The organism is Devosia sp. A449, assembly GCF_054489375.1.
Map to the genome: position 1 here is coordinate 486,627 of NZ_JBTMWU010000001.1, position 22,624 is coordinate 509,250.

General features: G+C 58.2%; 19 protein-coding genes and 1 pseudogene. 13 read left to right on the forward strand and 7 right to left on the reverse strand.

The features are described 5' to 3' along the window. Position 1: 1 nt before the first annotated feature. Positions 2 to 781 carry a glycoside hydrolase family 25 protein gene (locus tag ACX3OW_RS02435; protein WP_459094150.1) on the reverse strand — a complete coding sequence of 260 codons (780 nt, stop codon included), beginning with the start codon at positions 779 to 781 and terminating at the stop codon, positions 2 to 4. Positions 782 to 1,027: 246 nt separating this feature from the next. Here ACX3OW_RS02435 and ACX3OW_RS02440 point away from each other — a divergent pair. From ACX3OW_RS02440 to ACX3OW_RS02450, 3 genes and pseudogenes are all read left to right on the forward strand, one after another. After that, positions 1,028 to 1,717: pseudogene (locus ACX3OW_RS02440) on the forward strand (magnesium chelatase domain-containing protein); the annotation flags it as partial. A 61-nt stretch (positions 1,718 to 1,778) separates the two neighbouring features. After that, a complete protein-coding gene (locus tag ACX3OW_RS02445; protein WP_459094151.1) occupies positions 1,779 to 3,596 on the forward strand; it encodes a recombinase family protein in 1,818 nt (605 codons plus the stop codon). A gap of 71 nt (positions 3,597 to 3,667) precedes the next feature. Further along, positions 3,668 to 4,114 carry a DUF6641 family protein gene (locus tag ACX3OW_RS02450; RefSeq protein WP_459094152.1) on the forward strand — a complete coding sequence of 149 codons (447 nt, stop codon included), beginning with the start codon at positions 3,668 to 3,670 and terminating at the stop codon, positions 4,112 to 4,114. 125 nt (positions 4,115 to 4,239) lie between these two features. Here ACX3OW_RS02450 and ACX3OW_RS02455 read toward each other — a convergent pair whose 3' ends face one another. Beyond that, positions 4,240 to 4,374 (reverse strand): hypothetical protein, encoded by a 135-nt coding sequence (locus tag ACX3OW_RS02455; RefSeq protein WP_459094153.1) that lies wholly within the window; start codon positions 4,372 to 4,374, stop codon positions 4,240 to 4,242. A 133-nt stretch (positions 4,375 to 4,507) separates the two neighbouring features. On the opposite strand from ACX3OW_RS02455, the gene ACX3OW_RS02460 reads away from it, so the two are divergent. Further along, on the forward strand, positions 4,508 to 4,798 hold the full coding sequence (locus tag ACX3OW_RS02460; RefSeq protein WP_459094154.1) for a hypothetical protein: 291 nt from the start codon (positions 4,508 to 4,510) through the stop codon (positions 4,796 to 4,798). A gap of 643 nt (positions 4,799 to 5,441) precedes the next feature. Continuing rightward, positions 5,442 to 5,678 carry a helix-turn-helix domain-containing protein gene (locus ACX3OW_RS02465; RefSeq protein WP_459094155.1) on the forward strand — a complete coding sequence of 79 codons (237 nt, stop codon included), beginning with the start codon at positions 5,442 to 5,444 and terminating at the stop codon, positions 5,676 to 5,678. Positions 5,679 to 5,835: 157 nt separating this feature from the next. Here ACX3OW_RS02465 and ACX3OW_RS02470 read toward each other — a convergent pair whose 3' ends face one another. From ACX3OW_RS02470 to ACX3OW_RS02480, 3 genes are all read right to left on the reverse strand, one after another. Continuing rightward, positions 5,836 to 6,966 (reverse strand): hypothetical protein, encoded by a 1,131-nt coding sequence (locus ACX3OW_RS02470; RefSeq protein WP_459094156.1) that lies wholly within the window; start codon positions 6,964 to 6,966, stop codon positions 5,836 to 5,838. Beyond that, positions 6,945 to 7,952 carry a hypothetical protein gene (locus tag ACX3OW_RS02475; RefSeq protein ID WP_459094157.1) on the reverse strand — a complete coding sequence of 336 codons (1,008 nt, stop codon included), beginning with the start codon at positions 7,950 to 7,952 and terminating at the stop codon, positions 6,945 to 6,947. Before ACX3OW_RS02475 ends, ACX3OW_RS02470 begins: the two co-directional genes overlap by 22 nt. Before the next feature lie 182 nt (positions 7,953 to 8,134). Continuing rightward, positions 8,135 to 8,476 carry a hypothetical protein gene (locus ACX3OW_RS02480; protein ID WP_459094158.1) on the reverse strand — a complete coding sequence of 114 codons (342 nt, stop codon included), beginning with the start codon at positions 8,474 to 8,476 and terminating at the stop codon, positions 8,135 to 8,137. On the opposite strand from ACX3OW_RS02480, the gene ACX3OW_RS02485 reads away from it, so the two are divergent. Genes ACX3OW_RS02485 through ACX3OW_RS02495 form a run of 3 tightly spaced genes read left to right on the forward strand, consistent with a single transcriptional unit; the run spans position 8,459 to position 12,080 of the window. Continuing rightward, positions 8,459 to 9,667, forward strand: coding sequence for an ABC-three component system protein (locus ACX3OW_RS02485; protein ID WP_459094159.1), 1,209 nt, complete (start codon positions 8,459 to 8,461; stop codon positions 9,665 to 9,667). The genes ACX3OW_RS02480 and ACX3OW_RS02485 overlap by 18 nt on opposite strands. Further along, positions 9,664 to 10,149, forward strand: a complete 486-nt coding sequence (locus ACX3OW_RS02490) for a three component ABC system middle component (RefSeq protein ID WP_459094160.1) — start codon at positions 9,664 to 9,666, stop codon at positions 10,147 to 10,149. Before ACX3OW_RS02485 ends, ACX3OW_RS02490 begins: the two co-directional genes overlap by 4 nt. Further along, positions 10,146 to 12,080: a DUF3732 domain-containing protein gene (locus ACX3OW_RS02495; protein WP_459094161.1), complete on the forward strand. Its 1,935-nt coding sequence runs from the start codon at positions 10,146 to 10,148 to the stop codon at positions 12,078 to 12,080. Before ACX3OW_RS02490 ends, ACX3OW_RS02495 begins: the two co-directional genes overlap by 4 nt. Before the next feature lie 181 nt (positions 12,081 to 12,261). On the opposite strand, the gene ACX3OW_RS02500 is transcribed toward ACX3OW_RS02495, so the two are convergent. After that, the gene (locus ACX3OW_RS02500) at positions 12,262 to 12,648 is read right to left on the reverse strand and encodes a DUF6626 family protein (RefSeq protein ID WP_459094162.1); all 387 of its coding nucleotides are present in this window, start codon (positions 12,646 to 12,648) and stop codon (positions 12,262 to 12,264) included. A 98-nt stretch (positions 12,649 to 12,746) separates the two neighbouring features. Here ACX3OW_RS02500 and ACX3OW_RS02505 point away from each other — a divergent pair, with 98 nt between their 5' ends. From ACX3OW_RS02505 to ACX3OW_RS02515, 3 genes are all read left to right on the forward strand, one after another. Then, positions 12,747 to 13,241: a hypothetical protein gene (locus ACX3OW_RS02505; RefSeq protein WP_459094163.1), complete on the forward strand. Its 495-nt coding sequence runs from the start codon at positions 12,747 to 12,749 to the stop codon at positions 13,239 to 13,241. 510 nt (positions 13,242 to 13,751) lie between these two features. Beyond that, positions 13,752 to 15,515 (forward strand): hypothetical protein, encoded by a 1,764-nt coding sequence (locus ACX3OW_RS02510; protein WP_459094164.1) that lies wholly within the window; start codon positions 13,752 to 13,754, stop codon positions 15,513 to 15,515. A 65-nt stretch (positions 15,516 to 15,580) separates the two neighbouring features. Continuing rightward, the gene (locus tag ACX3OW_RS02515) at positions 15,581 to 16,822 is read left to right on the forward strand and encodes a hypothetical protein (RefSeq protein ID WP_459094165.1); all 1,242 of its coding nucleotides are present in this window, start codon (positions 15,581 to 15,583) and stop codon (positions 16,820 to 16,822) included. A 26-nt stretch (positions 16,823 to 16,848) separates the two neighbouring features. On the opposite strand, the gene ACX3OW_RS02520 is transcribed toward ACX3OW_RS02515, so the two are convergent. Continuing rightward, complete coding sequence (locus ACX3OW_RS02520) at positions 16,849 to 17,424, reverse strand: tyrosine-type recombinase/integrase (RefSeq protein WP_459094166.1); 576 nt, start codon at positions 17,422 to 17,424, stop codon at positions 16,849 to 16,851. A gap of 280 nt (positions 17,425 to 17,704) precedes the next feature. Here ACX3OW_RS02520 and ACX3OW_RS02525 point away from each other — a divergent pair, with 280 nt between their 5' ends. Both ACX3OW_RS02525 and ACX3OW_RS02530 read left to right on the forward strand, forming a co-directional pair. Then, the gene (locus ACX3OW_RS02525; RefSeq protein WP_459094167.1) at positions 17,705 to 21,370 is read left to right on the forward strand and encodes a class I SAM-dependent DNA methyltransferase; all 3,666 of its coding nucleotides are present in this window, start codon (positions 17,705 to 17,707) and stop codon (positions 21,368 to 21,370) included. A gap of 272 nt (positions 21,371 to 21,642) precedes the next feature. Then, positions 21,643 to 22,497 carry a hypothetical protein gene (locus ACX3OW_RS02530; RefSeq protein ID WP_459094168.1) on the forward strand — a complete coding sequence of 285 codons (855 nt, stop codon included), beginning with the start codon at positions 21,643 to 21,645 and terminating at the stop codon, positions 22,495 to 22,497. The last annotated feature ends 127 nt before the right edge of the window (positions 22,498 to 22,624 follow it).

A 22,624-nucleotide genomic window follows, 5' to 3' on the forward strand; every position in this document is an offset into this window, starting at 1 on the left:
CCTATTTCGCCGACTGGCACCGGCCAGTCGGCCCCAATGAGGCAATGGCGCGCGGATCGCAGCCGGTCAGCAGGAAGGTGATCCAGTCATTCTGGTTGCCGTAGAAGGCATTGCGATCCACCTCGCCGCGCACGCCGCGCACCACGCCGGTCTGCGTCCACTGCCAGAAGGTCCAGGTGCGGTTGCCATAGCGCTCATGCGGCTCGGCAGCGGTCGAGCGCAGCCAGAACGCATTGGGGAAATAAGCGCCGTCGAGCACGTCGCGGTGGAAGTTCATGTCGGTATAGATGATCGGCAGCTTGCCGGTATGGCGCTCCATGGCGTCGAGCATGACGCGGATCTTTTCCAGCGCATCGGCGCGGCTTGGCTTGTTTTTGCAGCTCGAATGGTTGTTCCATTCTAGATCCAGCACCGGCGGCAGCGCATCGAAATCATTGGGCACATTCTGCACGAACCAGGCCGCCTGCTCGGAGGCCAGCGAGCACCAGGTCATGAAGTGATAGGCGCCGCGCGGCATGCCGGCTTCGCGCGCCCGCACCCAGTTCACCCGGAAATTGGGGTCGATATAGTCCTTGCCCTCGGTCGCCTTCATGAAGACGAAATGGATGCCGGACTGAAACGCCTGTCGGAAATCGACATTTTCCTGATAGCGCGCCACGTCGATCCCCTGGATCGGCATCGCCCTGGCCCGGTCGACGCCCGAATGGGGGCGGTTATCGCCCTGGATCGGGCCATACAGCCCGCCGCCGGACGAACAGGCGACCAATATTGCGGCCAGCATGGCCGAAACCGTGCCCTTTGCGATCGCAGAAAACGAGGGAAAAGGCCGGCTGGCAAGCATCGGATCACAACTCTACGCAAGACTGACTGAGCCTTTGATTCAACATGGCGCGGTTAACGGAGGATTAGGTTTACCTATGTGGCAAGCGGCGTGGTTAACATGCCGTATTTCGTTCGCTTTACGTTCTTGTGAGCCTCGGTTTGCTTTGCTACTCTGCGGCGGGGCTTGGGGCTTGGGGCATGGACGATGGTCACCCGCGTAGCGACAGTCGCGTTTCAAGGCATCGAGGCGGTGCCGGTCGATGTGCAGGTGCAGATCGCGCCCGGCCTGCCGAAAATCATTCTGGTCGGCCTGCCCGACAAGGCAGTCAATGTATCCGGCGAACGGGTCCGCGCCGCGCTGATCGCCTCGGGGCTCGGCCTGCCGCCCAAGCGCATCGTGGTCAATCTGGCGCCGGCCGACCTGCCCAAGGAGGGCAGTCATTACGATCTGCCCATTGCGCTCGGCATCATGGCCGCCATCGGCGCCATTCCGCAGGACGCGCTGGACGGCTATCTGGCGCTGGGCGAATTGGGGCTCGACGGCCGCCTCGCCCATGTCGGTGGCATCTTGCCAGCGGCGATTGCCGCACAGAGCCGCGATCTGGGGCTGATCTGCGCCGCCCCCTCGGGCGCCGAGGCCGCCTGGGCAGGTGATGGGCTCGATATCATCGCCGCCGAAAGCCTGTTGGCGCTGGTCAATCACCTCACCGGCCATCAATTGGCGGCGCGGCCAACGCCCCGCAAGCGCCCGGCGCCCGAGGGCCTGCCCGATCTCAGCGACGTGCGCGGCCAGTTGGTGGCGCGGCGGGCGCTGGAAGTGGCAGCAGCCGGTGGCCACAATATGCTGCGTGCATATATCCCTGTAATAAGAGCGGAAATGCTATATGCACGTTTGTGTGCATATAGCGCATCAAATAACGGCTGATTGTTAACCCAGACGGCTTTACCGTTGCGGCATGAAAGCCATTATCTACGCCCGCTGGTCATCTCTTGAACAAAGCAAAGGTTCGTCCCTGGAAAGGCAGATGGACATTTGCGAGCGCTTTTGCCTTGAGCAGGGCTGGGAAGTTATTGACCGCCTTCGTGATGAAGGAAAAAGCGCCTACACGGGCGCAAACCTCTCCGAGGGAGAGCTTGGCACGCTCACTAAGCGCGTTGAAAACGATCTACTGCGCGAACCGACGGTGCTTGTTGTTGAGCAACTGGACCGAATTTCGCGTTTGCCTCCGGGGCAGGTGATCGCATGGATACAAAAGGTCGTGGGTCATGGCCTCACAATTGCGACCGCGAACGACAGGTTGATACTCGACAGTAGGAAGCTAGAAGCTGACCCTATCGGCATCATTAGCACGGTCTTCAATGCGTTTCGGGCGTTTCAGGAAAGCAAGCACAAGAGTGATCGCCTCGCCGAAAGCTGGCGCATTCGCCGAAAGGCCGCAGAAGATGCAAAGAGGCCCATCACCACCGTTTGTCCCGCATGGCTGACTGTTGACCCTGAGACAGGCAAGTTTTCCAAACTTCCCGAGCGCGTGGAGATCGTGAAGCGCATGTTTGAGGAGAACGCTAACGGCTTCGGAATACGGAAAATTGCCTCGCGGCTGAACGAAGACGGTATCGAGACGTGGGGCAAGGGAAAGAGGAAGGGCGAAGGCTGGCATGCCAGCTACATTCAGAAAATTCTAGGTAATACCGCTGTTCTTGGCGAGTTTCAGCCGCATACTCGTCCGCGTGGTGGAATACGCGAGCCGTCTGGCGATCCCATCCCCAACTACTTTCCTGCGGTGATTGATGAGGCCACTTTTGCCCTTGTGAACAGCGGGCGCAAGCGTTTGCCCGGTGGGACAGCAAAAAGCAATTTGCCCAATTTGTTTAGCGGCAGAACTCGCTGCTCATCCTGCGGCTCCACGATGACCTACATCAAGAAGCAGAGCGCCGGGGCGAAGAGGAAGAACCGCGTTGGTGAATATGTCTGGTCGGTCAGTCAAGACGAGAGCTATCTAGTTTGCAGCAAGGCTCTTCGGCGCTTCGAGTGCACCAACCGAAATCATTTCAACTATTTGAAGGTTGAAGCGGGGGTGATCGACAAAATAAATCACCTTGTCCTCGACGACACGCAGTTTGAACGGGCCGACGAAGCCCTGAAAATTGAGCAGGAATTGGTGGCTGTTGAGCGCTATGTGGTGAACCGGCGAACAACAGCCAGGCGGTATCTCAAGGCATTTGGGGAAACAGACGACCCTGACGCTGAGCGTATGTGGTTGGACACAGTGACCAAAGTCAAAGAGAACGAGAAGCGTTTGGCAGAGCTGCAGGAGCAGTTTTTGCTGGCGAAGGGTGCTGTTTCACCTGCCGAACACGTTCGACGGATCAAGCAATATGTGGTCCTAATTAATGACGCAGACCCCGAAATTCGTCTTGATGCTCGTCGCAAGATCATGATCGCGCTGAAGGACGTTGTCGACCAAATCAACTTCGACACGAGCCGTAAGGTGACTGTGACATTCTTGGGCGGCGCTCACAACGTCAAGCTATCCGACAAAGGAGCCATGGAGCAGGAAGAAAGCTTCTTTGTCGAACTCGCAGAGGGCGACAAGCTCGTGACTTTGAAGGATGGGACCGAAGTGGTCTTGCCGATTGCAGCACTTCGGGCCGGGCTTGTGGGCGATGATCCGCTGAGGCAGTCGAAACTGGATAAGCTGCTGGAGCGCGATGAGCGCAACCGTATCGGCATGTCAGACATTGGGGCCGAAGAGCAAAAGGCGAAAAGCGGCTAATCTCTGGTCGCGTTTTGGGATGCAGGGTTTAGGCCATGTGGGAAGCAACCCACATGGAGACACCACAGCACATGAGCATCCTGAAGACCCTGAAGCTGACCACGGCCCAGCCAGTTCGGGCGAGCAATGATCCTGTTGAACGCGCCCGCAACAAGGTGATCGCGGCGCTGGCCGAGCAGAAGGCAATGGCCGAGGCCAAGATTGCTGGGCAGCATTATGCACCGACCCATGTGGTATGGCGCAAGAACGACGATGGGGTTCGGGTTGCGGTTGAAACCCCGAAACGCCTGCGCGCTGGTTGGTTCGTGGATGCCAGCGGTCAGACCTTCTTCGGTATTCGCTATGCGGGCAAGCCCATCGAATTCGCCAAGGACAAGAACGCCATCGCCGTTGGCGAGCTGTCAGCGCTGCCTGCGATCCTCGACACCCTGACCGAGGCTGTGCGCGCTGGTGAACTCGACAACCAGCTTGCGGCAGCGGCGGCCGAACGCGGGCTCATGCTGCGCAAGGCCAGCTAATCTTGGTCCTGAAATACCTCCGAGTGCCGGGAGCGGCTGCAATGCTGCTCTTGGCGTTTTTCACATTTCCGGCCAGCGCGAATTCGGAATTGGCTTTGGCATCGCGCCAATGTGCCTCCTTGCGCTCAACCGTACTTCTGCACGTTGGTGACCGGGCAAAAGAACTGCTGTTCGCCAGTCGGGACATGGACCGCAATGGCTGGCTCAATCCCGGTGTCGCCAATGACGGCTTCAAGACCGTCCAGCTTGCGGTAATGCACTTCGATTTTGCCTATGAGGCCGTGGCAATGGGTGGCAGGGCAATGCCGAAGCCTGCCACCGCCTGGCACTGCAATTCGGGCAGAACGTCGATAGCTATGTCGATGCCGCGCTGGTTGGCGGGGAGACACCCCGATGACTTCCGACACGGATTTGCCACCCAATTGGCCGCAGTTGGAACGGGAAATCCGGTTCCACCGAAACCTGGTCTATTGGGAGGCCAAACGCGGGATTACTCGGACCCAGCTGCTCAACCATATGGGTGTGGACGGTGGCCATTTCGACCGTGCCATGAAAATGACCCGAGAAGAAAAGGTCGCCTACCTTGAGAAGATGGCGGCCTTCCTGTCCGTACCGCTGTCGTCTTTGTTTGCGCCACCCCCGGATGACTTTTACACGATACGCACCCGTTGGCGGCGCGAGTAGAAAATGATGCCTACCCGCAAAATGTCCACTTAGGCCGTTCGCAGCGGACTTCGTAGGGCAGGACAGAGCAAATCTATGGCCGCTTGACTGATATGCGACAAAGGCGTGTTCTGTTCCCATGTGGCGAGTTCCATCCGTCAATCCCGAGACCAAGCGCAAAGCTGCCCTTGCCAAGAGGTTGCGGCGGAAGCTCGAATATTTCCAACAGATACAGCCAAGGCGTCGTGAGGCGGAATGTGCGGACGAAGGTGAAGCCACTTGTCGGGCCTTGCTGCGCGAACTGGGTGCGAAAGAAGCGTAGTGCTCGATTACCCGTGTAGGGGCAATGCGGGCTAAAAAGCCCTTAGTGCAGCACGGCTTGCATTGATGGTGCCAACCCCAACAGCGGGCACCGTAGGGCATCAGCGACGTACAACATTGTTGTGGCCACCCCATTGGACTGAGGTCACACGCGCGAATGCGCGCGTGGCGCACCAGACAGCTATAGCCATCGGCTATAGCTGTCTGGCCTTACCCTATGTAGCTGAATGGCCGAAACGTCTGTCTAACGCCTTGGCTCTGTTGAGCCTTTTTCGTGAAAAACACGACCTCTTGGCCGGTGATCCATACGGCTATATTTCGCGGCAACAGGAGGAAGATACCAATGCGACTGCGACACCCCCAAGCTCCACGGCTGCTAGCGCGCAATGTTTGGCGGTTCCGGGAACAACGCCGTATGACCGCCAGCAAGTTAGCAGAACAGCTTGATTGGCCATTGGTCGAAATCGACAAGATTGAGAACGGCGACAAATTCGATTTGAGCCTTGATGAGCTTGAAAGACTTTCGCTGGCGCTTCACGTTGAGCCATCCGATCTTCTAAGAAGAAATTCAGGCCATTAATGCCGCCGGTTGTCTGCGAGTTTTCTGTCGTGCTTGGTTGCGGTGGCAGCGTAGGGGGCTGGCCTCGGCCGGTTGAGCCCACCACCCATTTCCGTCATTCAAGCTGCTCCCGCAATCTACCGAAAGCGGACATATCCGCCTGCCACGTCACGGATGGTCAACGACACAATTGCCAAATCCACGTGCCGAGCCAACCGAGCAAGGCGGCCACGCCCAAAATCGCCGCCCAGCGCAGTGCAGTCCACGCCGGTCTCGGCAATGTCCACCACGCACTGGAGGGTACGAACGTCCCGATTCCAGTCGCAAGCGATGTTTCCGGATAGCGCAGGAATCGATCCCACAAACCGTCGCCGACAAGATTTTCGGTGAGCGCCCATCGGTCGAAGAAAGTTCCGTGCCCATATTTTTCGGCACGAACGTTGAGAACTGTCGGGGCGTCGAAGCCACGATGACCGCTCGGTCCACTTTCAGGTATCGCGAAGACAGTGATCTGCACCGGCCAGTCGCGAAGCCCGCAATGGTTCAGGACCGCGCCGATCCTTCCCTTCTGCTGGTGGGCACCCCAGTCAAAGTCCGGGCGAACGATGCTGCCCGCAAGCAGCACACGACCAAAGGTCAGGTCCTTGAACTCCTCTAACGACAGAAGTGTCGTGAACAGCAGGGTGCCGAAGCTGTGAAGGACCACGTCGGGCGGTTCAGCAATGCCCCCCTCCGTTGCGAACGCCTGCGCTAACTTGATCTGCCTGCCCAACTGCCGGGCCAATTGTCGGTGGCGCCATCTGAACAGCACCGAGATCCGAACGAGTCCGAACTTGTAGTTCAGGACGGGCGCGCGGCGCCTGTACTTGTTGGCGATGCGCCAGCTGAATTCCTCCTGCCACTCGCCGACCGTATTGAACCCGTGCACGGCGAACAGCCATGGCACGCCTCGACTGATCGCGCCCGAAGTCCTGTATTCACTGGTTTCGACTGGCGGTTTGCCGATCTGCTTGAAGGTCGTTCCGCAATTCGAGCATTCGCCCATCTCGACGTCGCTTTGGGCTAATGGGTGCCTGCACTGGGGATTGGGGCAGGTGAAAGCCAGCACCTTCTTCAGGACGCCTAGCTCGGAGAGCCTGTCGAGAAGCAGGAAGACCTCCTCGGCACTCGCGCTGGTCTCGGTGGCGATGAGCAAGGGATCAACGATGGCCGAGCTTCCGCTCTCAACAACGCCTCTGACAGCGTCCATCGCTGCACGGCCGGCGATCCGCTCCACATCGTCCCAAGCTAGTTGTTGTTCCAATGCCACAGCAGGTCCGTGATGTAGTAGACGTCGGCCCTCTTGCAGCCGACCCAAATACGCACGCGACTTTCCGCGCCAAAAATTTCGATCTTGATGTCCTTCTCCAATGCACCATGTAGGGTCTTTGGAAGACCGTACTTCCCATCGGCGGATTGGAATGCCCCTGCATCGACGCCTTTCCTGGCCTCGCGCACTGCCTCGACCTCGTCGATCCCGCCTTCGGTCGTTGAAACCAGCATCACGTATCCGCCATGCGTGTGCATCGTCTGGGATTTTGCCGACGCGACGTTGCTGTCGCTGCCCAACACCTTGGCGGCATTGCCGAGCGGAACGCGAGCCAGAGGCTTATCGATGAGGCCGATCTCCCGGAGCTGATCTTGAACCAGCTTCAGGACCTGACGGTGCAAAGCCCCATCGTTCGGCAATTGGAGAAACACCGCACTGTAAAGGCCGTCGAAGCGCCATTCGAATCTTACCACCGCCCTGTTGGCTTGAACCTGATAGGCGTGGAACTGGTAGAGTTCTCCGTCGATCCACTCTTCATCTTTGTCCATTTTGGACTTTCGTTCCGTCGCTTCGGTAGCGCGGTGCCAGAGGAAGGATATCGACTCTTTGGAAACCTCGATGCTCGTCAGCGTGAGTTCGTTAGGAAAGGCGTGACCGCTCCCCTTGTTCAGCAGGCTCTTCCACTTAGAGCCCTGCACCAACGCCAATGCGTCGCCATGCGATTTTCCCAGCGCCGCATGGAAGTAGACGTGCTGCCGGCCCCATCCCTCCACCTCCTCCAGCCAGGCGTCGAAATGCGCCCTCGTCAGAAGTCCTTTGTCGATGGCGTCGTTCATGTTGGTCAGAAAATCGGGCTTAGTGGCACCGATCTTGAGGTCGTTGTCGCGAAGCAACTGTTTGATGAATTCGTTGCCCTGACTCAGAACGATCGATCGGGCCAGATCCTTGAGCTGCTGCTTCTCCTCCTTGGCGACATCTTTCGGCACGGCGGTCCTCCAGTCTTCGACCATATGCGTCCGATTCATCCTTGAGCGCAATATTTTGAGTCGAAGCGCAAGAAGTCCACTGGATCTGGTATGGGCGGCAACGCGCCTCATTCCGGCCGTTTAGGACAATGTTGCACATCCCAGACAGCCGACGGGCGGGCAGACCAGATCTGCGCCTCCATTTACAAGCGAATTGCAAGCAGTCTGATTTGGAGCTGTACTCGGGCTTTCAACGATAGACCTCTTTTTGGTCTGCTACGGCTGGCTTGGCTCTCCACATTTCGGAAATCAACCGCAAAGCCGGCTCCGAGGGCGGTCTGCTTGTGAAGATTTTTGGCATCTGTGGCAAACACAACCGCGACCCGCGAGGCGTTTCGGAAGCCTGAAAGAAAATCCATAATGCACAGGAGCTTCGGCGTTTCCATTGACACAGCTTCCTGCACGTTGAAAAAGTTGATTTTCAAGGAATTGCTTTCGACCAAATCACGGTCAAAGGATTGCTGACGGTGAATACTAACGTGCATAGCGCGGAGTCCGCCGCGCTCGGATTTCTCTACCAAATTCAGTACGCTCTGCTCCTGCTTTGGAGCCAACGTGAAGACGAAGCAATTGTCCATCTCGAGACGCTGGATGATGTGCATCTAAGCACAAGTGGCGGGGACCTGTTGGAGCAGCTCAAGCACTCCATGAAGGCGAAGCCTTCCCCTGTCTCAATCAAGAGCGTGATGGTCTGGAAAACGCTGAGGGCTTGGATAGACGTAATTCCAGAACTGGACTTGACGACAGCCCGCTTTCACCTCGTCACCGTGGCGGAGATTGCTGCCGACTCCCCTCTTAACGCCCTTGTCGGTGATGGCGGTGACCGAGAGGCCCTTCGGGACAGTCTAAAGGAAGAAGCAAAACGCGTCTTGCTCGAGCGCGCCACTGCAAGAGCCGCTGGAAAAGCGAAATTGCCCCACGCGGACAGATACGAGGGGTGTGAAGCATTCCTTGCATTGACCGATGAGCGCATAGACGAGCTTTTGGCTCGAGCCAAAATCAAAGCAATGCAACCAAATGCCGCCCAGATCGAAGACGAGCTTGCGGCGCTTTTGACCACCGTACCTCAGAGCAAGCAGCATCTGGTTGCCCAGCGTCTCATCGGCTGGTGGTATCGTCAGGTTTTGGCCCTGCTAACTAAACAGCGCGAGTTCGGGATTTCCCGGTTTGAACTCTTGAAGTGTCATCTTGAAATCGTCCGGGAAATTGAACTGGACGAGCTCACCAGCGAATTTGCCAACATAAATCATCCTCCCAACTACAAGTTCGACGGCATGATCGAGCGACAGGTGTCCGCAGTGGGCGGCGATGCGGTGGTCCTGAAGCGCTCGGTCAGGGAAGAATGGCGCGCTCGAGAAGAACGTTCGCGATGGGTCAGAGAAAACCCGGCAAGACGCGAAACGATTCGCAATTACGATGACCGATTGATCGAGGAATGGTCAGACCGGCACTATCGGATGTGTCAACAATGCAGCGGAATGTCTACTGAGATACTCATGAAGAATGGACACACGCTGCTCGATTGGACGCATTTTGATGCTCCTGTTGAATTGGAGAGTATAGCGCCGAAAATTCTTTCACCGTACTATGTTAGGGGAACCTACCAAGTACTCTCGATTTCTGGAGCAGTAGGCTGGCACCCCCACTACGAGTCTCTGCTCGGGTTTTCTAAATGACTACCGCCCACGATCTTTTCGCTGAAACCAACCCTGCCTTCGGAGCTTTTGCCATAGCCGGGTTCTGTTCCTCCTACGAGAGTGTTTCAGGAACCTCCCCATCCCTGTCGTTACTTTATTTGTCGATCCCGATAGCGTTTTCCGACGACACCCAGGAATCCTTCGAAAAGACGAACGCCACCACCGGCCTTCTGTCCTGGCTCAACAGATTTCCTGACATCAGGATCAACCTCGGAGCGCGCCTGGACGCCTCTCTGGACATCGTCACCTCGGCGGTGAAGCTCGGTGTGCAGGCAAATGCGCTCAGGCTTCATGGCGGCGGTCTTCTGGGTGTGGGGCATGCGGCACCGGCCGCGAAAGGCAGCAGGGATCTGCCAGAACACGCCAAACGGGTCATCAAGCGCGCCGAGCGTCTTGGTGGATGGATGGCGAAGGTCGGAAGCGCCGCAGCCGTTTTCTCTGCTTTTGGGGTTGAGCCATGACTCGTTGGAACATCCAGGAACTCGCATTTTATGGTGTCGAAAGCAGGCGTCGGTCCATCTGGTTCAAACTTGACGCCGTGAACGTGATTACTGGCGCGTCAGGCACAGGAAAATCCGCAATTATTGATGCGATTGATTACTGCCTTGGGTCGACGAACTGTGGCCTCCCCTTCTACGTACGGGAGCACGCGGTTGCAGTCGCAGTCCATTGGGTGAATGGCGATCAACATCTAATCGTCGGCCGAAAGATCCCTCGTGCCGGCAAAGGTACTGAGCAGATGTTCGTGAAGGCCGGACGTATGCTCGAGCTGCCGGAAGTCGAGGCTGGCCTCGAGGGACCAACCAATCGTGAAACCGCTCGAGGCATGATTGAGCGGGCTTTTGGTATCGGCGATCTCGATGACAAAAAATCTCAGCAGGGCAGTCAAAAGGGACGCGCGACGGTGCGGGATATTCCCCCGTACCTATTCCTTTCTGGTGACGTGATAGTCAGCAAGAGTACATTGCTGCACGACCTAAATAGACCGGAAAAGGCCAGGGATATCAAAGCTACCATCCCTTACTTTTTGGGAGCAGTCAGCCAGGAGAGCGTTCTCGCTGCGCGCAAATTACGGCAGCTGGAGGCTGCGTTGGAGCGCTATCAGCGAGAGCAAAGTGCCATGCTAAGCGCTCGCAGTCGAACCACGGAAAGGTCGCTTGCATTGCTGAGCCAGGCTGCAAGCCTTGGACTTGCGTCGACGCCATCTTCAGTCGACGATGATGGCAGCCTATTGCTGCAACTGCGGGCAGTGACCGAATTCTCTGCACGAGACGTGGTGGACAACGCAGATGGACGAGGTGAGCTGGAGCAAGAGCGCCGCGATCTGATTGACCGCATTCACTCGCTCCGAGAAAAGCGCAAGACACTGAGGCAGGCCATTAAAGATGCGTCCGGATATCACACGGCGGTGGATGGTCAGTCTCATAAGCTGGGCCTCATCAAACATCTCAACCTGGACAGCGGGCGCTGCCCGGTATGCGATCATGAAACTGACTCTGGATTTGTGATGGCCGAGCAGATCCGTTCTTCGCTGGAACTCGTGAACAGTGAAGTACTCGTGGTGGACCGGCTTCGTCCGGAAATGGCTACCGAAGCTGAGAATGTCGACCAGGAAATCACTCGCCGGTCTGGTCGTCTTCGCGAAGTCGATGCGCAGATCAGCGCCCTTCTGCGACAGACAGAAGCCGCCACCCGTTTTGAGGCCAAATCTCAGCAACGCGCCGTAGTCATCGGCCGCGTCCACCAGTTCTTGGAAATGACGTCTCAAGACGACAGCACCTCCTACCTGGACCTGGGTGCCATGGAAACGGAGATCGCATCTTTGCGGGATCTTGTTGATCCAGAAGCGAGACGGGAGCGCGTTAGGGATGCAGAGAATCAAATTGGTGTCTTCGCAAGCGCTATTTTGCCAGACCTCCCGACGAAGATTCCCGTAACCGGGGCCCGGCTTCTATTCTCTGCAGAACCCAAAGTTACCATAATGGAGCCGGTACGACGTTCGCCCCTCACCATGGCTGAGATAGGTTCAGACGAAAATTATCTCGCTATACACCTCGCTCTGTCGTTTTCGCTACACAAGCATTTTGAAGCTGTGGAAGCCCCAGTTCCTGGGCTGATCGTAATCGATCAGATTAGCCGCCCCTATTATCCGGAAGTTGGCGGCGAAGAGAAACAACTTGATGACATGGCAACGGATGAAGACAGGGCGGCAATGCGCAAGATCGTCAAATTCCTTTTTGATGAGACAGGCCGCCAAAATGGATTGCAGGTTATCCTCATCGAGCATGCTTACATCAGCGAAGACCCGCGCTACGTGCAGGCCGTTAGACAACGATGGAATTCGATCACGAATGAAAGACTCATTCCCTTGGACTGGCCCATGCGCCAATAGGCGCTGAGCCCAGAAATACCGCTGTTGCCCGGAAAGGCCGCAAACGGCTAGAGCATGGCGCGCACCTGGAATGTCTGCTTCCGGCGGTCTCATCCAGAGGCAGACCGTCAGCATTCCACCCTAAAAACGTAACTGGCCTAGCGTACCGGCGCGTTTTCCTAACGTCGATCTGACCAGTCCCTCAATACGGATTGCCAATGAATGTGCGCAGCCATGCGGACAGGCGGCTCGGGCGTCGAGGCAGTTCAAGACTGGTGCTCAACACGATCGTGGTAGGGATGGTTTGGTCGGCCAGGTAATTATTGACCAGCGCCACGGCCCGGCGCAACAGGGCGAGCATTTTTGCATGAGCCGGGTCTGATCCGAGACCATCAATCTCGACCATCAGATTGTCGCCCAAACCCATTATGACCTCGCTGGAAATTACCCGCTGCTTGGCCCGCATTGAGGTCAGGTAGCTCGGGGACTTCCCCAGCAGCCGTTCGGAAAACTCCCCTTTGGAGCGGATAATTCCAGCCTCGTGTAGCTGCCCGTAAATAGTCTCCAGAAATTCGATCCCCTGCGTCATCGTCGCTGACCCTCCCCGCATAAATAGAACTGAGCAGCAGGCCGCCAACGGCTGCTGCAACCGTATTTAGCGGCGAGGGCCGCAATAGTGAGGCAGGTATGGAACGCAGCAAATGCGCATTGAGCGCATACCAACCTACCGATAGGGAGCGCCTGCGCGATGCCTACCTTACGCTGCTCGGTCAATTTCCCGACTACGTGCTGACGCTCGCGTCGAACCGATCAGGAATGTCAGCAGACGAATTTCGGCAAAAGGTTCGGGACTTTCACCGGCTGCTAGATCGCCAATTGCTTGGCCCGCGTTTCTATATGAAGCCGATCAACGAACGTACTGATGGGATTATGTGCATTGAGCACGTACAGTCCAACATTCACGGTCATGCGGCGATCAAGTTCGCCAGTAGGCGATCACCAGCGAGGTTCGCACTGATATGCAAGGCAGTGTGGGCCGAAGTGTGCCCCGGTGGAACAACAAATCTACAAATCGGCTTTGGTGGCTCAAGTGGGTCAGTTTATGCAACCAAGGAAATGCTGCGACGCGGCTTCGATGATCTGAGCCAGACCCTGATACTTTCGACTTTCGTTAGCAGGTGAAGCTCACCCTACCCGCAAGGTTGGCCCGTTGCTACGCACGGTTGACCTAACCGGATGGTATCGCAATGCAGACCGATGCTGGTTTCCGTTTCTGGAGACCCGCAATGGTATCGTATTGCAAGATGGATCAGACACAGCAAGCCAGACACCAACAGATCAAACATCAACCCCAAACAAAGACCCAGAACCACAGGCATCGAGTTAAAACCCATCCGGTTCTTCTAAGAAGAAATCGAATTAACCATAAATTCACATCCAATGCATGCCGGTTCAAGTAACCGGCATTTTTTGTCTTGACCCGGACTTAGTGGTATGATTAGTGGCCGGTGATCGCGAAGAGCCGAAACACCTGCCCTGCAGGTCCTTGTTCATCGCAATCCAGCTTGTGCCCGGGGAAATACTGCCCGTAGCCATCGAAGGCGGCATGAGCACCAAACCTCCCATTGGGAGATTTGTCGGCTAGCTCATGGTGAGCCCGCCGGATGGATTGCTATTGCAAGGAGACTCCCTATGAGCATTTTGCTCGAAACCGCCATCACCCCCGAAGCCATCGATACCAACGCTGTCACCGAAGCGCGGCGCGTTATTTCCGCCGAACAGGCATCCGTGGAGATTGTCCGCGATGCGGATGCCACGCCATCCGTTCCTGACGCCGATGCCATCAGCGTGGCCGACATTGCGGGGCTGGATGAGGTCGTTAAGGCCCAAATCAACGAACGTTGGACCACGCTGCGCCTAAAGGCAGGCTCGGAGGCCATGAGTGGTCTGTTGCTCGGAGATGCGCGAACCCTGCGCGGTATTGCCATGCTGGCTATGCAGATGGGCCTATTTCCGACCAACGACTGGGCACAGGAAGCCCGCAGCATCGGCGTCGATACCGACAAGATCAAGAGCAAGCACCCGGCCACAATGGCTGTGGCGGCGACGTTCGGCCTTAAGCCGTACTCCGAGGACAAAAAGGTCGCTAAGCAGCACGGCCAGTTTTTGGATCGCTGGGCCTTGGCCGCCGAGAGGCTGAAGAATTTGATCCTTGCTTTGTCGTCAGAGGAGCTTGAGAAAATCACCTTTGACGAAAGCGGTATCGAGGCGGTCCTGGCACTGTTGGAGGGCGCGGGCGGTATCAATGCGCTCGCGGCCGCGCAGCGAAAGGCTAATCGGCAGACACCGGACGAGCGCGAGTACCAAATCGACCTTGCACCTGCGAAGGTTAGTGCCAGCCTCGAAGCGGCAGGCCGTCAGGTGCTGCTGGGGGGTGTTGAGGGGGCAAAGGACGGCGATGCTGTCTCCCTCGCGTTCACAGTAGAAGTGGCCGGGCAGTGGGTGTCGGCACCCGCCAAGCTCGCGTTGAGCGGCACGTCACTCTCGCAGGCTCTACAGTCACTGGCGCCGGTTGACCCGCTTGTGGACACGTTGGGTGAGCTTCTACAGGTCGGTGTCATGATCGGGGAGTGGGAGACGGACCTCCCCAAGAAGGACGTCGAAGACCCCTCCAGCTCCAAGACGGAAAAGCGGCTTGCGTCGCGGCAATTCGTGCTTAAGCCGAATGGTTCGATAATGATCGCCCCAATCCTGACCTTGGAAAGCCCGGTTGTGGTCGTCAACACCAAGCTGCCGATCCTCGGGAACTGGCCGAAGAAGCCGCACCACTTCCAGACTTTTGGACGGCGCAAGGCAGAGGCCAATATTGCGCCGCCGGAACGTCGCAGGCTGTTTGAGGTGCGCACCGAGGACCCCGGCAAGACGCTCGGTCATGCCCGTATCGTGTTGACCACATCAGCGGCAGCGGCCCCCGAGGACAGCAAGAAGGATATGGGGTTCCTCATTGAACCTCTTCGTTCGGCACAGGGCAATTTCCCGCTCGAAGTGCGGGATGCCGACTTTAAGCCCACGCTGGAGTTCTCGTTGGACCGGAACGCCCAGCAGTTGCTGTTCGGCATTGTCGGTGGCCTCAAATCGACCGGTGACAAGCCGGTGACGATCAAGCTCAATGGCGCCGACGCCGAATTCATCGTGGCGCGGAAGTCGCACAAACTCAGTGTGACGGCTGCCAAGACTGGGCACGTGGACGTTCGGGCGGCTCACCTGCGCTCAGTCGTCTCGACCATCGCGCTATTGCCTTTGGTTGGCGACCTGGCCTTTGCTATCGACCCCGATGGAGCGGTTCGGATTGGCTTTGCCACGGCGCGGGCGGAGTACGCCGTGTTCCTTCCGGCGCTGTTGGATGGCGGCAAGGCCGTCTCCAACCGCTACTTCACGCCGATGACGCTGGATTAACAGCGCAGGTGGGCCATCGAGGCCCGCCACCCCTTCCCCTTTCCTCTCTTCTTAGAAGAACCGTCATGCTCAATATCTCGGCCAATTCCGAGCACGCCCTGTTTTTGCCTGCTCCCAACCAGTCCTACGTCAATGCCGTCATGAATCCAGCGTCACGGCCATTGCCGGCCGGGCTGTCCATGGCGGACCTCAACTACTTCTCACCGATCAGCAGCCTGTTCACCTATGACGCAGGGCTTTACAGCGCGGCGTTCGGCGTGGGGGAGGTGAACCCCACGATGGTTACGACCCGCAACAAGTCAAACACGACCGTGGTGGGCGACAGCGGCGGTTTTTCGCTGATAAGCGGCAGCATCAAGACACTCCATCCTGTGTTTCGGGTTCAGGTGTTGCAATGGCAGGAACGGCATTGCGATGTCGGTATTCTGCTGGACGTGCCGACCCGAAGCCTCAATGTGCGCGGCAGCGGCTACACCCAGTTCGACCAGTGCCTCGACCAGACCGAGGAGAACACCCGGTATGTCATCAGCAGCCGAAGTCGCTCGGACCTGATCCTCTGCAACGTCATGCAGGGCCGCAACGAAACCGAGGCGGAAGCGTGGTATCAGCGCATGTTGCCGTATCAGCGAGACCTCGAAGGGATCGCTCTTGCCGGTGACACCAAGCAGAACATGTGGTTCTGGAACCAGCGGTTTATCCAGATGCGAGATGCCGGGCTGCTGGACCGGCTTCAGTGGATACACGTGCTGGGCACGGCTCAGCCCGGGTTCGGGGTGATGCTGACGGGGTTGCAGAAGGCCATGCGCAAGCACCTCAACAGAAACATCCGCATCAGCTACGACAGCGCGCGGGCGTTTCGGAACGTGCATGCCAATCACATCATCACGCGGGGCCTGCGTGAAACTGGCAGCGATATTGCGCTGTGGCCGTACCAGTTCCCCAAGAGCGAGAGCGCTCTCGATCGGTCCAAGCCGTTCCCGTTCCCAAGCCCGCTGGGTGATCTCTGCACCTATGGTGATTTTAACCCCGGCAATCCCAATAGCACTGGGGGATGGGACACGACTGGCCTGATGATGTTGTCGAACCACGAAGTCTATAAGGAGGTGCAGGCCATTGCCGAGGCCAACCGGCTGGCCGAAGCCGAGGTAACGACCGAAGGTCGCACGCCGTGGCATATTCGCCGCGCGTGGGAGGCGTTTGACCTGATCTGGGGCACCAACCGGCCGGACGTGCATCTCAAGAAGTACGGTCAGTTCCTGACCCACTACGCGGGAACAGCGAACGCCAACGGTGATGACGAGCGGTGAATTTCTTCTTAGAAGAAAGGCGGCGGTCAGAGCAGTTCGACCGCCGCACGCATCATGTCGTCGTTCACGTCGATGTATCGCTGGGTGGTCCCCAGATTTTTGTGCCCCGCCAGCGTCATCAGGACTTTGGGCGAAACGCCCGAGTGCGCCAATCGAGTGATGAACCAGCGACGACCGCTGTGCGAGGATGCGCCATCAAGGCCGGCAGCGCGATAAAGCTGCCCCATGAGTTGGCACAAGGTGTTCGGGGAGAATGCCGTACGCTTCTGGGTCAGCAGCAGTGGCGCATCAGCGGGGCGTTCGGCAAGGTCCGAAATGGCATCGCGGTAGGAGGCAATCTCGCGGCGCAGGCGCTCGCTCAGGAACACTACGCGCTCATGCCCGCCCTTGGCGATGCTGGCGCGAACGCGAAGCTGCTCCCGAACGCTACCATCGGCCTCGAACACGTCCCGCAGGATCAGCCCGGCAATTTCTCCGACCCGCAGACCCGCCAGATGCGACAATATCAGGGCCATGCGGTCACGCTCGGCATGTTTACGCTGTGCCACCACGGCCAGCAGGCGTTTGAATTCGGGGTCGGTGAGAACGCGGGCTTGACGCATGGGAACCTCAGGAAAGGCCGGGATTGGCTGCGTTCTATGATGTTGTCGTTGACCCTGCTGCGCGACCGAAGACTTGAATCCGCGAAAACGCCACGGATCGCGGGCGTCTCAGTGGAAATCGGAATCTAAGGAAATACACATTAAGTTAGGTTTGCCCTGTGTGCTCGCCCCGGCAGCTCCTTTACGGGTGCGCGCGGACTTGCCTCACGCGCTGCGATCATGGCACCAAGCGGGTGGGGCGGCCGTTCTACTTGGTTTCGCGTTTGGAGGCGGTATTTAATTGACAATACTGGATGCACTGATCGCCGAAGCCACCGCTTCGGGCGGCTCCGAGCGCGCCAACTACCAGCTCTTCATCGCCGGTCTCTGCGATGTGCTGGATGTGCCGCGCCCTGCCATGAGCCAGGAGGCCAACGCCCGCAACGATTACGTCTTCGAGCGCAGTCTGGATTATCGCCATCCCGACGGCTCAACCACCAAACTCTATGTCGATTGCTACAAGCGCGGCAGCTTTGTGCTCGAAGCCAAGCAGTCTGCCCGCCGCCAAGTCGAAGACGTCCGCACCGCCGACCTCTACGGTTCAGAGGCCAGTAGCCGCAAGCTCGGCCACGCGAAGCGCGGCTCGCGCGGTTGGGACCGCGTCATGCGCGCTGCCTATACCCAGGCGGTTGACTACACCCGCCAACTCCCCGTCGAACACGGCTACCCGCCCTTCGTCATTCTAGTTGATGTCGGCCACGTCATCGAGCTCTATGCCGACTTTTCTGGCCAGGGTAAGAACTACGCCCAATTTCCCGATGCGCAATCCTTCCGCATTGACATGGAGGCCCTGCGCGATCCCGCCATCCAGTCCCGCCTCAAGGCAGTATGGACCGATCCGCACAGCCTCGACCCCGCGAAAAAATCTGCCGAAGTCACCCGCGACATTGCTGACCGCCTCGCCCGCATCGCCAAGAACCTTGAAGGCAAGCACGACGCCGGCGACGTCGCGGAATTCCTCATGCGCTGCCTGTTCACCATGTTCGCCGAGGATGTAGGTCTGCTGCCCGAAAAGCTGATGGTCGAGCTGCTGGAAAAGCTGGTCGACAACCCAGCTGCTTTCCCACCAGCTATGGAAAGCCTGTGGAAGACCATGAATACCGGCGGCTTCGAGCCCCACTCTATGGCCAGCCTAAAACATTTCAACGGCGGCTTGTTTGCCCAGCCAAAGGCCCTGCCGTTGGCCGCAGAAGATATCAACGAACTGCTGATCGCAGCGCGGATGGATTGGCGCGACGTCGAACCCGCCATTTTCGGCACACTGCTGGAACGCGCCCTCGATCCCCGCGACCGCTCGAAGCTCGGCGCCCACTATACCCCCCGCGCTTATGTTGAACGCCTCGTCGTCCCCACCATCATCGAGCCCCTGCGCGCCGATTGGGACAAGGTACAGGCCACCATTGAAGCTGCGCTGCAGGCCGCCGACCCCGCTGCCGCCCTTGCCCGCGCCAAGGCCTTCCACCACGAACTCTGCACCATCCGCGTGCTCGATCCGGCCTGCGGCACCGGCAATTTCCTTTATGTCGCGCTCGAACTGCTGAAAAAGCTCGAAGGTGAAGTCCTCGCCGCGATCGACAGTCTAGGCGAAGATCAGTCCCGCCTGATGATGGAAGGCGAAACTGTCAGCCCCAAGCAGTTCTACGGCCTCGAACTCAATCCGCGCGCCGTCCCCATTGCCGATCTGGTGCTGTGGATCGGCTACCTGAAATGGCAGTTGCGCACCGCCGGACTTGCCTCGATTTCCGACCCGGTCCTGCGTGCCTATGGCACCATTCGCCAGCAGGACGCCATTCTCGCCTTCGATAGCCGCGACCTCGTGCGCGACGACGACGGCGCGCCGGTCAGCCGCTGGGACGGCGTCACCCGCATGGCCCACCCGATCACTGGTGACCTGGTCCCCGATCCCGAAGCTCGCATTAAACTCTACCACTACAAAAACCCCCGCCCTGCCGAATGGCCCGAAGCCGAGTTCATCGTCGGCAATCCACCTTTCATCGGCGGCAAGGACATGCGCGCCGAACTGGGTGACGGCTATGCCGAAGCCGTCTGGAAAGCCCGCCCTAAAGTCCCCGGCGGCGCGGACTTCGTCATGCACTTCTGGGACGCCGCGGCCGAACGCCTGACGCGGAAGCAGATATCCCTACCGGGATCAGCTGTTTTCAATGGCGCCGCTGTCGGCGCAACCGCACTGAATGAAGACGTCAAACTTCCAAATCCTCTGCGCCGCTTCGGTTTTATCACCACCAACTCCATCACCCAGACGTTTTCTCGCCGGGTGATCGAACGCTACATGGCGGCGAAACTGCCGCTATCGCTGGTATTTGCGGTGCCAGACCATCCGTGGATGAAGGCGAGCGACAAGGCTGCGGTACGCATCGCGATGACTGTGGCCGAGGCAGGGATGCGAGATGGCTTATTCGCTACGGTCGTGAGCGAAACCAGCCTAAACAGCGACGCCCCGCAGGTGGTCTTGGAGACGCGAGAAGGGAAAGTTCGAGCTGACCTGACCATTGGAGCCAACCTGTCTCTCGCGAAACTTCTGACGGCAAATTCAGGCATCGGCTACAAAGGCTTTATGCCTTGGGGCGCTGGCTTTATTGTTGAACCTGGTAATGCGGCAACAGTGGAATTGCTTAGTAAAGCACCGGCCCGGGCGCCAGCCTATATGAACGGCAGGGACATTGCTCAGCGACCACGTGGTGTCAGAGCAATCGACCTCTATGGACTGGACGTTCAAACTGTCCAAGCGGAATTTCCGCTGACTTTTCAGCATCTGTCCTCGACAGTTAAGCCAGAGCGAGAGAACGTCAATAGGGACACGTATAGGCAAAATTGGTGGATTTTTGCGGAACCTCGTCCGGGCATGCGTGATGCCTTAGGAGGGCTACAACGCTACATTGCGACGGCCGAAACCTCGCGGCACCGGTTATTTCTTTTCTTGCCTAAATCCACCGCCCCAGACCAGAAGATAAGAGTTGTTGCTTCTAATCGCGCTGACCTACTCACTCAGACCAGTTCCAGAGTTCATGTTCTGTGGTCGTTCGCGCTGGGTGGATGGCAAGGTGTCGGCGGCGACCCAGTATATAACAATTCGCGAATTTTCGATCCCTTCCCCTTCTCCGACCTAACCGCCAACTCCATCGCCCAATCCCGCCTCGACACACTCGGAGAGCGCCTCGACGCCTTCCGCAAGGATCGTCTGGCGGCGCATGGCTTCCTGACCATGACCGGGCTGTACAACGTGCTCGAACGCATCCGCGAACTCGATTGGAAGGTCGGCCCCGGCCGCCACAGTGAAAACGCCGCCCGTATCGAGCAACTGAGCGACAAAGAGCGTAACATCTACGACGCCGGCCACATCGCCATCCTCAAGGATATTCACGACGAGATCGACACTCTGGTCTTGTCAACTTATGGCTGGTCCGACCTCGCCACCAGCCTTGTCGGCCGCCCCGGCGCCACCACGCCCAGCTCTTACAAAACCGATGACCAACTTAAGGCCGAGGAAGATCTGCTGACCCGCCTCGTCGCCCTCAATCAGCAGCGCATCGCCGAGGAAGCGCGCGGCCTCGTCCGCTGGCTGCGCCCCGAATATCAAATTCCAAAGCTGGACCACAAGGTTGCCCGCCCCGATGGCGTGCAGCGAGAAGCCGATCTCGCCATTCTTCCAGTCAGCGACAAGCCCAAATGGCCGGTCAGTGATAACGAGCAGATTTCCATCCTTGTTGACCTGTTGCGCCGCGCCCCGGCGCCAGTCCCGCCTGAAAGCCTTGCCATGGCCTTCGATGGCCGCAACACGCCCAAGCGCCGCAATCGCATTGCCGGCCTGCTCGAAACGCTGACCACCATTGGGCTCGCCCGCTCCGGCCAGCTTGACGGCCAAACCCGCTATTTTATCCCACGATAACGGAAAAGGAACCGACCTCTAAGGTCTGCAGGTGGTTAGAGCGCCCGAGAGGTAGCCGTTGGGCCGGCAGTTGTTACAATTTGCCGTGCCGAAGTGGGGTATGCCGAACCTCACCGTTGCACTGGAAGCTGTGAGCACTTCATCGAAACGTTGGCACTCACTCCCCGCGTGGGAAGAAGATGTCGGACAGCTTATCGGTGTTCTCGAGCACGTGCGCGAGGTTTTGGAGCACGAGGCTCGCTCCTAATTCAATTTGATATCTGGAGTTCGACGTGAAAGTCACTGAAAAGTTCATCGCCTTCGTGGATATCGTCGGCTTTACCAATATGGTCCAAGCCGCCGAAGCTGGCGGAGGCGACCTTAGCCGGGCGCTTGAGCTGGTGAGTGCACTAGGCAGCTCGGTAGATGCCGTGAAAGTCCGAGAAAACGGACACTTTCTCTGCCCGCAAGCGCCTTACATCCAAAAAGGCGTTCGCTTCGAGGTAACGCAGGTCTCGGATTGCATGGTCGCCTCCGCTGAGGTGTCCCCAGCGGGGTTGATTACCTTGGTACATCACTGCCATGCTGCCGCCGCTAAGGTAGTGTCCAAAGGCGGACTTTGCCGCGGGGTGATCACCAAGGGCAACATCTTCCACGAAGGCGGGCAGTTCGTCGGCACTGGCTATATGGACGCGTTCCGCGCCGAAAGATCTGTCGCCTTTAAAAGGGCTGATATCTCGGAGAGTGGAACCCCATTCATCCAATTTGACCCATCCGTGGTGGGCTATGCCAATGAACAGGCGGACAGCTGTGTCCGATTAATGTTCGGTCGGATGACCAGCAGCGATGGGTTCTATACAGCAATCGATCCGTTTCCCTCGTTTGCCAACGCGCCGGCAGCGCTCATCGACCTCGACTTTGATCCGGTCAAATGGAAGGCAAGCGTCGCTGGCAGCCTAGGGTACAGGGAAGCCACCCTCGCCTGCTACGATGTGGCGGAAATGGACGCGCCCGGCGAGAGAGAACGCGCGAAGATCAGGCACTACAAGCGCGGTCTGGAGGAGGCGATCTCACGTCTGCGGGTCAAGGCGGCGCGGTTGGACGAAATGATTGCGACGGGTCGCATTCCATACGGCGGTACACTGTAGCGATGCCTCTGGCTAACCTAGCTACGATGACGAGGAGGAGAAATGCTCGGAGATCCGCCGCCGCCGGGACCTGCTCGCCGATACTGGAAGTTCGCTTGGGCAGACCTAGCAGCCCTGCCCGCCGTAG